Source organism: Isoptericola sp. NPDC060257 (genome assembly GCF_042726645.1).
Lineage (GTDB): Bacteria > Actinomycetota > Actinomycetes > Actinomycetales > Cellulomonadaceae > Isoptericola > Isoptericola nanjingensis.
Genome location: NZ_JBHXAW010000173.1, coordinates 1 through 9,636 on the forward strand (window position 1 = coordinate 1; position 9,636 = coordinate 9,636).

A 9,636-nucleotide genomic window follows, 5' to 3' on the forward strand; every position below is an offset into this window, starting at 1 on the left:
CCTCGGGCGGCGGGTCAGCTGTCGCCGCCCGCGACGCCGGACGTGCCGGCGTTGACGTCGAGCAGGCGGTACTTCTCCACCGCCTTGGCGACGACGTCGGCCGGGACCTCGCCGCGACGGGCGAGCTGCTGCAGCGTCTTCACGACCATCGACGGGCCGTCGATGAGGAAGAAGCGGCGCGCGGCCGCGCGGGTGTCGGAGAAGCCGAAGCCGTCCGCGCCGAGCACCGCGTAGTCGCCCGGCACCCAGGCGCGGATCTGGTCCGGCACCAGGTGGTCGTAGTCGCTGGTCGCGACGAACGGTCCCTGGGCCCCCGACAGCTTCTGCGTCAGGTACGGGACGCGCGGCTCGGCCGTCGGGTCGACCAGCGCGTCCTTCTCCGCGGCGAGCGCGTCACGACGCAGCTCGTTCCAGCTGGTCACGGACCAGACGTCGGCCGACACGCCCCAGTCCTCCGCGAGGAGCTGCTGCGCCTCGAGCGCCCACGGCACGCCCACGCCGGAGGCGAGGAGCTGCGCCTTGGGGCCCTCGACGTCGGACGTCGCGATCCGGTGGATGCCGCGGAGGATGCCGTCGACGTCCACCTCCTCCGGCTCGGCCGGCTGGATCATCGGCTCGTTGTACACCGTGAGGTAGTACATGACGTTCTGGTCGCGGCCGTCGGACCCGTCGCCGTACATGCGCTCGATGCCGTCGCGCATGATGTGGCGGATCTCGTAGCCGTACGCCGGGTCGTACTGGACCATCGCCGTGTTGGTGCCGGCGATGAGCGGCGAGTGGCCGTCGGCGTGCTGCAGGCCCTCACCCGTGAGGGTGGTGCGGCCGGCGGTGGCGCCGATGATGAAGCCGCGGGCGAGCTGGTCGCCGGCCGCCCAGAACTGGTCGCCGGTCCGCTGGAAGCCGAACATCGAGTAGAAGATGTAGACCGGCACCATGGCCTCGCCGTGCGTCGCGTACGACGTGCCGACGGACTGGAAGGCGGCGGCGGAGCCGGCCTCGTTGATGCCCGTGTGCATGATCTGCCCGGACTCGGACTCCTTGTAGCTCAGCATGAGCTCACGGTCCACGGCGAGGTAGTTCTGCCCCTGCGTGTTGAAGATCTTGGCGCTGGGGAAGATCGCGTCCAGACCGAACGTGCGGGCCTCGTCGGGGATGATCGGCACGACGCGCTTGCCGAACTCCTTGTCCTTGATGAGGTCCTTGAGCAGGCGCACGAAGGCCATCGTGCTGGCGACGTGCTGCGTGCCCGAGCCCTTCTTGAGGATCTCGTAGGCCTTCGGCTCCGGCAGCGTCAGCGGCTTCGGCGTCGAGCGGCGCTCGGGCAGGAAGCCGCCCAGGTGCCGGCGGCGCTCCAGCATGTACTGGATCGCCTCGTCGTCCATGCCCGGGTGGTAGTACGGGGGCAGGTACGGGTCGGCGTCGATCTGCTCGTCCGTCAGCGGGATGTGCAGGTTGTCGCGCAGCGCCTTGAGGTCGGAGTTCTTGACCTTCTTCATCTGGTGCGTGGCGTTCCGGCCGGCGAAGCTCGAGCCGAGGGCGTAGCCCTTGACCGTCTGCGCGAGGATGACCGTCGGCTGGCCCGTGTGGGCGCGGGCCGCGGAGTACGCCGCGTAGATCTTGCGGTAGTCGTGACCGCCGCGCTTCATGTTCCAGATGTCGTCGTCGGTCATGTTCTCGACGAGCGCCTTGGTCCGCGGGTCGCGGCCGAAGAAGTGCTCGCGGATGAACGCGCCGGACTCCGCGCGGTACGTCTGGTAGTCGCCGTCGGGCGTGGCGTTCATGAGGTTGACCAGGGCGCGGTCCTTGTCCGCGTTGAGCAGGGCGTCCCACTCGCGGCCCCAGACGACCTTGATGACGTTCCAGCCGGCGCCCTTGAACTGGGCCTCCAGCTCCTGCATGATCTTGCCGTTTCCGCGGACCGGCCCGTCGAGGCGCTGCAGGTTGCAGTTCACGACGAAGGTCAGGTTGTCGAGCTGCTGGTGCGCCGCCTGCTGCAGCATGCCGCGCGACTCGGGCTCGTCCATCTCGCCGTCGCCCAGGAACGCCCAGACGTCCTGCTGGCTCGTGTCCTTGATGCCACGGTTGTGCAGGTACTTGTTGGTCCAGGCCTGGTAGATCGCCGAGGCCGGGCCGAGGCCCATCGAGACGGTCGGGAACTCCCAGAAGTCCGGCAGCATGCGCGGGTGCGGGTACGAGGGGAGGCCGCCGCCGGCGTGCGACTTCTCCTGGCGGAAGCCGTCGAGCGTCTCGGCCGACATGCGGCCCTCGAGGAAGCTGCGGGCGTACTGGCCGGGGGAGGAGTGCCCCTGGAAGTACACCTGGTCGCCGCCGCCCGGGTGGTCCTTGCCGCGGAAGAAGTGGTTCAGACCCACCTCGTACAGCGTCGCGACCGATGCGTAGGAGGAGATGTGGCCGCCCACGGAGATCTCTGGGCGCTGGGCGCGCGTCACCATGACGGCCGCGTTCCAGCGGATCCAGGAGCGGTAGCGACGCTCCATCGCCTCGTCGCCCGGGAAGTACGGCTCGTCGTGCACGGCGATCGTGTTGACGTAGGGCGTCGCCACGGTCGCGGGGATGTGCACGTTGCGCTCCCGCGCGCGACGCAGCAGGTTGAGCATGACGTAGCGCGCCCGCGGGCCGCCCTTGTCGTCGATCAGACCGTCGAACGACTCGACCCACTCGCCGGTCTCGGCGGGGTCGATGTCCGGGACGGCGCTGAGCAGGCCGTTGATCAACGGTCCGGTCTCGTCGTACGAAGCCACCAGCAACCTCTCTCATCTTCGGACGGTGTGCGGCACATGGTCGCCGCCCCGGTCCGTGTCAGGCATCCCGTCGTGGGTCACCGCGTCGCGTGGTCGCGGCGGTGCGGCCCCCGAACGGGTGGTCATCACTCATTGTGTCCCCAGACGGGCCGGGGGAACACCATCGAGCGGTCAAGGATCCGTGATCTACGTCATGCCGCGGGCCGGCGATGTTGCCGAGGTCACTGTGCAGCCCCGCTCCGAGCAAACCACGGGCGGACGGGGGTTGCCGGGCGGACGTGCTTCCGGTGGACTACGTTGGCGCACACACAGACGTGCGCCCCGCGCGCGTCCGTACGCGTCGGTGATGGTCAGACGGAGAGGAACGAAGGTCCAAAGTGGGTAAGCAGGCGGAATCCCCGGCAGCTCGATTCGGGTTCACGCCCGGGCAAGTCGTGCAGGAGTTCGGGTGGGGAGACGACGTCGACGACGCGCTGCGGGCCGAGGTCGAGGCCGCGGTCGGCAGCGAGCTGGTCGACGAGGACTACGACGACGTCACCGACGGTGTCATCGCGTGGTGGCGCGACGACGACGGCGACCTCACGGACATGCTCGTCGACGTCCTGACGGTGCTCGACGACGGCGGCCTCATCTGGCTGCTGACGCCGAAGCCGGGCCGCGACGGCCACGTCGGCCACGACGAGATCCAGGAGGCGGCGACCACCGCCGGCCTGCACGCCACGAGCACGTTCGCCGTCGCGCCCGACTGGTCGGCCACGAAGCTGGCCAACCGCGGCCGCGGACGCTGACCCGGTGACGGGCGCGACCCCCGAGGTGCGGTGGCGCGCGGGCGACCCCGCGCCCGACTTCACGCTGCCCGACACGCACGGCACGCCCGTGCATCTCGCCGACCTGCGCGGCGAGCCGGTCCTGCTGGTGTTCTTCCCGTTCGCGTTCTCGGGCATCTGCACCGGCGAGCTGTGCGAGCTGCGCGACAACATCGAGGACTTCGAGGCGGCCGGGGTGCGCCTGCTGGCCGTCTCCACCGACCCGGTCTTCACGCTCAAGGCCTGGCACGAGCAGGAAGGCTTCGGCTTCGACCTGCTCAGCGACTTCTGGCCCCACGGCGCCGTCGCCGACGCCTACGGCGTCTTCGACCCCACGAGCGGCCACGCGCTGCGCGGCACCTTCCTCGTCGACGCCGACGGGATCGTGCGGTGGTCGGTCGTCAACCCGCGCGGTCAGCGGCGCGACCTCGAGGCATACCGCGAGGCGCTCGCCGAGATCTGACTCGGAGCACGGGCGCGCAGGTGTCCGGCAGGACGCCCCTCGCCGGGTATTCTTTGCTGGCTGTCCAGGGCCTGTAGCTCAGCTGGTCAGAGCGCCACGCTTACACCGTGGATGTCGGGGGTTCGAGTCCCTCCGGGCCCACCACCCCCGCCATTCTTGCGGCGCGCCGCAACCACTCGCTCCACGCCCTCGCTCGGTAGGTCACGACGAACGGCACGCGTTCGCCGCCGGCGGCCTCGAGCCGGGCGCGGATCGTGCGCTCTCTGCAGCGTCTCCCTACGTCTAGGCCGATTGTCCGGGGACCGAGCCCGGAGGCGGGCCGGGGCTCTTGGGCTCGTCAAGGGAGTCAGCCGAGGGAGAGGACGCCTCTTCAGGCGCCGGCGGGCCGGGGCTCTTGGGCTCGTCGGGGGCGTCGGTAGCGCGACGTGCTCCTCGGGGACCGGCGGGAGCGCCAGGGCTCGTCGGCTCGATGGGATCGGAGTGCTCTTTGCCGCTCACGGCGTGTCTCCTTCTGTCGTGGGGCGCGGGCTGCGCCCCACCTCGATCGTCGGTCGGGGGAGCCGTGGCCGCACGTGATGGCGACCACGATGCGTTCTGGGTGCTCACGCCTGAGCTCGACGGGCAGATCCCGACCGAATCTGGGCACCCGGAACGAGGTTTCGGAGACGTCGCCCCCGGCGGGGCCCTGCGCCATGGGTGCGCCGCAGATTTCGGGGAAGAACGCCCTCACCTGTCGGACCGCAGGTGAGGGCGCTCTCGCCCTACGTGGTCCCCTGTCCTTCACGTGTGGCGGGGAACCAGGTGCCACGCTGCTGGACACCCGGCCCGTACCCACCGCGAGAGGCGGCCGGGCGCTTCCCACACTGCCGACGTCGGAGCGTGCGCGCACCATTCCAGGCAGTTTTCACCCGGACCTGACGAATGGCACGGAAGCGGGCTACGGTCGGAGTCGGGTCTTGCGACGGCCTGATCGAAAGCCAGGGGGCTGGAGAGAGGACCACCGTGACAGATTTTGTGACTCCGTGGGACGTCGAGGGAACGCTGGCTCTCGGTGCCAGCTTTCCCGTCGGCCGGTACCGGTTCGACCTGGGCAGTGAGCGTTGGTGGTGGTCTGACGAGACATTCGTCATCCACGGGTTCCAGCCCGGCGACGTCGTCCCGACGACGGAGCTGATCCTCGCGCACAAGCACCCCGAAGACCGGGACCGTGTCAGTCAGGTGCTCCGCCAGGCGTGCGCCACGGGGGCGCCGTTCAGCAGCGTGCACCGCATCATGGACGCGCACGGCAAGGAGCGGACCCTCTCCGTGGTCGGTGAAGGGCACCGCGACGAGACGGGTGCGGTCTGCGAGCTCGTCGGCTACTTCATCGACGTCACGGAGGCGGTGGAGCGTGTCGCGGCTGCCCGGGCCACTGCCAGCATCCGAGCGTCGGCAGCGAACCGTGCCACGATCGAGCAGGCGAAGGCGCTGGTCGGATGGGCGCTCGGCGTCGATGACGAGGAGGCGTTCGCGCGGCTGCGGGAGGCGTCGAACCACACCAACCGGCCCCTGCGCGAGATCGCGCACGACATCGCGTCTGCCGCGGTCGGGCCGGACCGCGTCGCCGACCTGGGCGTGCTGCTCAAGCGTCTCCGGGTCGAGTAGCGGGGCCCAGTCGGGCCCCGCGCGAGGAGTCCCTCCGGGGCCTCAGCGGCGCACTGGCGGTGGCATCTCTGGGCATGTGGTCGCTCGCCGTCTCGCTGGACGCCGTGGATCCCCGCCGTGGGGAGACGGCGGAGGCCGTGGCCGGGCGTGCGCTCGCGTGGATGCTGCGCGGACCCTCAACATCGGCGACCGCGTCGCTCCTGATCACGCCCTACGCCGACGACTCGGTGCGTGTCCGGGGGCTCCCTGAGTCACGCCAGGCGGTCGGTCGCCACGAGATCCTCGCGCAGGTGCCGGGCGTAGCCGCCCGGCGCACGTCCGACGAGCCGGGCGGAGGTGAGGACCTCGGCGCCGGCATCGGCGACGACCCGCGCGCCGACCTGGCGGGCAGCGCGGACGAGGTCGACGTCCTCGTGCACGTCGACCGCCGGAAAGCCGCCCGCTGCGTCGTACGTCGCCGCGCGGATCCCGAGGTTGGCGCCGTGCACGTGGCCGTTGGCGCGCCCCGGCACGTGCCGTGCCCGCCAGGCGGCCGCTCGGTCGGGGGAGAGGTCGTGGAGGCGGGGGCGAACCGTGCCGACCACCACGTCGGCGCCCGAGTCGGCGAGCTCGACCTGACGCACCAGCCACCGGGGCGGCACGACCGAGTCGGCGTCGGTGCACGCGACCCAGGTCCGCGCGGGGGAGACCGTGCCGAGCCGGGCGAGGCCGGCCGTCACGCCCAGGGCCCGAGCACGCCCGACACCCGCCCGCTCCGTGACGAGCGACGAGACCCCGGCACCGCGCACGACGTCGGCGCTCGCGTCGGTGCACCCGTCGAGCACGACGAGGGTCGCGACCCCGAGACCTGGCCGTTCGCACGCGAGCTGCTCGACCGCACCACGGACCGCTGCCAGGCAGGCCGGGAGGAGGTCCTCCTCGTCGTGCACGGGCACGACGACCAGGACCGCCTCGATCGGCGCCTCCCCGCCGGTCTGATCCGTGCCGCTCACGCGAGGCCCGCCTCGCGCGCGACGGACCGTGCCGGGCCGGGGACCAGCACGTCGAGGAGGAAGTCCTCCTCCTCGTGGTGCGCGACGACGCTCAGGTCCTGTCGGCTCGTCACGCGCGCCTGCACCTCGTCGCCGCCGAGCGGGTACTCGGGGACGGGGTGCCGCCAGTGGCACGCCACCAGGACCCCGTCCTCGGCGAGCGAGCCGACGGCGAGGTCGAGGGCGCGGTCCAGGTCGTCGCGGCCGTAGTAGTACAGGACCTCCGACAGCACGACGAGGTCGAACGTGCCGTCCGGCCACTCAGCGGGGGTGTCGAGGCGGAGCAGCCGTGGTCCCTGGCCGAGACGACGCCGGGCGGCGGCGAGCGGCGCGTCCGCGATGTCGACCCCGACCGTGTCGTCGGCACGCCGGGCGAGCTCCGCGGTGAGCACGCCCGTCGAGCAGCCGAGCTCGAGGGCGTTCCGGAACCGGCGGCGGGGCAGCGACGCGAGGAGCACGGCGCGCTTGCGCTCCTCGTACCAGCGGGACTCGAAGCCCCACGGGTCGGTGCGGCCGTCGTAGAAGCGGTCGAAGAAGCCGCGGTCGAGAGAGCGTGAGGGCGCGGCACCGGGGCCGGTCTCGACGAACACCTCGACGGGCCGCGTCGCGTGCCGGACCATCTCGTGCCCGACGACCGGAGCGTCCTCCGGTCGCCCCGTCAGGGCCCGGGTCTGCGAGGTGTGCGCCGCGAGGGCCTTCGCCTTCGCGCCGGACTCGTCGTCCGTGAGCCGCAGCCCGCGCATCGCGTCCCACGGCGCGTCGTCACCCGCCGGGTCGCCCCAGTGCCAGAGCCAGATGGGGTACTCGAGGAGCCGTACGCCGCGCATCTGCGCGACCTCGGCAGAGACCTGCCCGGCGATGCGGTGGTCGCGGTGCCCGTCTCCGCGCCACGGGGCGCAGAGGAGGAGCGGGGCGCCGTCGGAGGCGGCGAGGTCGACGACGGACGTGACGGCGGCGAGCAGGTCGTCCCTGTGCTCGCGCAGGCCCCCGTCGGGCAGGCCGAGCAGCACGACGCGCGCGCCCTCGGCGACCGTGTCGACGGCGTCGAGAAGCTCCCGGCGGCGGACGGCCCGCAGCTCCTTCGGGGACGTCGCGGATCCGGGATGCGAGCCTTCGCCGTCCGTCGCCACCAGGAGCGTGACGGGGACTCCGCGCGACGAGAGGTGGCGCAGGAGCCCTCCCGCACCGAGCGTCTCGTCGTCGGGATGGGCGGCGACCACGACGAGACCGCCGACGTCGTCGAGGTCGAGCCCGCGAGGCCGGTCGAGGATGCCGGCTCGCGCCCACGCGTCCTCCGGCGTGCCGGGCTCGCGGTGGTCGAAGCTCACCACGGGCGGACCCCGGCGGCGAGCAGGTCGCGGCCCAGCGCGGCCTGGTCGCGTTCGGCATGGTGCTGACGCACGTACAGGCCGGGGTCCGCGACCCGGCGGGCGAACTCCTCGTCCGTCGTGAGCGGGCCGGGGCCCAGGGCGTGGGCGCACCGGCGCTGGACCTCGTCGACGGCGTCGGCGACCGTGGTCCGTACGCGGCGCGCGAGCACGGCGGCGGCCGCACCGTCCAGGCCGTCGTCCACCGCGGCGGCCGCCTCGGCGATCGTCGCGCGCGCCGCGCCGAGGGCCACGTCCACGGCGCCGAGGTGGGCGAGCGCGAGCTGGTCGGGCTCGCGACGGCCCAGCGACTCCCACAGCGTCCTCGCGAGGCCCACCGCGCCGCCCCACCAGCAGGCCGCGACCCCGATCCCGCCCCAGGCGAAGCCAGGCCGCTCGAGGTACCAGCCGGCCGCGCCCACGGGTAGGGCGCGAGCGTCGGTGAACCGCACAGGTGCGCTGACCACCTGCGCCAGGCCGCGAGCCACCCACGGCCCCTCGGCGGGGGCGACCGAGGGCTCGCGCAGGTCGACGGCGAACAGCCGCCGTCCGTCGTCCGTCCACGCGGTGACGAGCGCGTGACTGAGCTGGTTCGCGAGCGAGCACCACGGCTTGGTCCCGTCGAGGGTCCAGGCGCCCTCGTCGGAGCGGCTCGCCTCGAGACGGGCCGGGGGCGCCTCGGCGGCGAACACTCCCCAGGTGCTGCCCGGCCCGGCACCGAGCGCGTCGAGCGCCACGGGCTCCGGGACCTGGTCCAGGATCGCCAGCGCGTCGAGGTGCGGCTCCAGCGCCCGCGCGACGCCGACGTCGACGGCCGCGACCGCGGCGAGCGACGCCCACAGCTCGGCGGTCTGCCCCTCGCCCGGGCCCGGCAGGCGCCGTGCGGCTCCGCTGACCCAGGCGAGCGTCGACGGGACGTCCGTCCCGAGCCCACCGACGGCGGCGAGATCCTCGCCGTCGAGCAGGCAACCCGGCCGCGTGTCGCCCGGTGCAGGAAGTCCGTCCGATCCGAGAGCGGGCTGGTGGGTGTGCAGGGGCATGGCCTGGTCGTCCTCCGGTGGCGCGGGTGGTGCGGCCCCCTCTGGACCGAACCCCTAGCGTCGGGGTGGTGACAGGAGTCCGCAACCGCGGAAACCCCGGTGGAAGCGCGAGTCACCTGCGGGACGTCATCGCCCTCCTCGCCTCACTGCGGCCGCGGACGGCGGGACCGTGCCGCACCCCCGGCGGGCGTGGACGGCCCGCGCCATCCAGACTCTCCGGATGACCAGCACTGAGACGTCCGGATCCGGTGGAGCTGCCGGCCCCGCCAGCCTGCGACGAGCGGTGACGGGGCCGCTGTTGTTCCTGTTCATCCTCGGGGACGTGCTGGGTGCCGGCGTGTACGCGCTCATCGGTGAGATGGCCGGCGAAGCAGGAGGCCTGGTGTGGCTGTCCTTCGCGATCGCGCTCGCCATGGCCATGCTGACGGCGTTCTCCTACGCCGAGCTCGTGACCAAGTACCCGCGGGCGGGCGGGTCGGCGGTGTTCGCCGAGAAGGCGTTCCGCAGCCCGCTGGTCGCGTTC

7 protein-coding genes, 1 tRNA gene and 1 pseudogene are annotated in these 9,636 nt (G+C 72.5%); 5 read left to right on the plus strand and 4 right to left on the minus strand.

From position 1 onward, the window contains the following. Window positions 1-14: 14 nt before the first annotated feature. Complete coding sequence (aceE, locus tag ACFWEK_RS14225) at window positions 15-2,762, minus strand: pyruvate dehydrogenase (acetyl-transferring), homodimeric type (protein WP_430545097.1); 2,748 nt, start codon at window positions 2,760-2,762, stop codon at window positions 15-17. A 377-nt stretch (window positions 2,763-3,139) separates the two neighbouring features. Here aceE and ACFWEK_RS14230 point away from each other — a divergent pair, with 377 nt between their 5' ends. From ACFWEK_RS14230 to ACFWEK_RS14245, 4 genes are all read left to right on the plus strand, one after another. Continuing rightward, on the plus strand, window positions 3,140-3,550 hold the full coding sequence (locus ACFWEK_RS14230) for a DUF3052 domain-containing protein (RefSeq protein WP_430545098.1): 411 nt from the start codon (window positions 3,140-3,142) through the stop codon (window positions 3,548-3,550). 4 nt (window positions 3,551-3,554) lie between these two features. Continuing rightward, on the plus strand, window positions 3,555-4,031 hold the full coding sequence (locus tag ACFWEK_RS14235) for a peroxiredoxin (protein ID WP_430545099.1): 477 nt from the start codon (window positions 3,555-3,557) through the stop codon (window positions 4,029-4,031). A 67-nt stretch (window positions 4,032-4,098) separates the two neighbouring features. Then, window positions 4,099-4,175, plus strand: a tRNA-Val gene (locus tag ACFWEK_RS14240). Between the two features lie 777 nt (window positions 4,176-4,952). After that, window positions 4,953-5,675, plus strand: a complete 723-nt coding sequence (locus tag ACFWEK_RS14245) for a PAS and ANTAR domain-containing protein (protein ID WP_430545112.1) — start codon at window positions 4,953-4,955, stop codon at window positions 5,673-5,675. Window positions 5,676-5,926: 251 nt separating this feature from the next. Here the strand turns inward: ACFWEK_RS14245 and ACFWEK_RS14250 are convergent, their stop codons facing one another. From ACFWEK_RS14250 to ACFWEK_RS14260, 3 genes are read right to left on the minus strand one after another with little or no spacing between them, the layout of a single operon-like run. Continuing rightward, window positions 5,927-6,667, minus strand: a complete 741-nt coding sequence (locus tag ACFWEK_RS14250; RefSeq protein WP_430545113.1) for a glycosyltransferase — start codon at window positions 6,665-6,667, stop codon at window positions 5,927-5,929. Further along, a complete protein-coding gene (locus ACFWEK_RS14255) occupies window positions 6,664-8,037 on the minus strand; it encodes a PIG-L family deacetylase (RefSeq protein ID WP_430545114.1) in 1,374 nt (457 codons plus the stop codon). Before ACFWEK_RS14255 ends, ACFWEK_RS14250 begins: the two co-directional genes overlap by 4 nt. Continuing rightward, window positions 8,031-9,113, minus strand: a complete 1,083-nt coding sequence (locus ACFWEK_RS14260) for an acyl-CoA dehydrogenase (protein WP_430554473.1) — start codon at window positions 9,111-9,113, stop codon at window positions 8,031-8,033. Before ACFWEK_RS14260 ends, ACFWEK_RS14255 begins: the two co-directional genes overlap by 7 nt. Before the next feature lie 220 nt (window positions 9,114-9,333). On the opposite strand from ACFWEK_RS14260, the pseudogene ACFWEK_RS14265 reads away from it, so the two are divergent. After that, window positions 9,334-9,636 (plus strand): annotated as a pseudogene (locus ACFWEK_RS14265) (amino acid permease); the annotation flags it as partial.

Excerpts from the sequence above, each read along its gene's own strand:
- ACFWEK_RS14245 (WP_430545112.1), top strand. The coding sequence starts at position 4,953 with ATGGCACGGAAGCGGGCTACGGTCGGAGTCGGGTCTTGCGACGGCCTG.
- ACFWEK_RS14260 (WP_430554473.1), bottom strand. The coding sequence starts at position 9,113 with ATGCCCCTGCACACCCACCAGCCCGCTCTCGGATCGGACGGACTTCCT.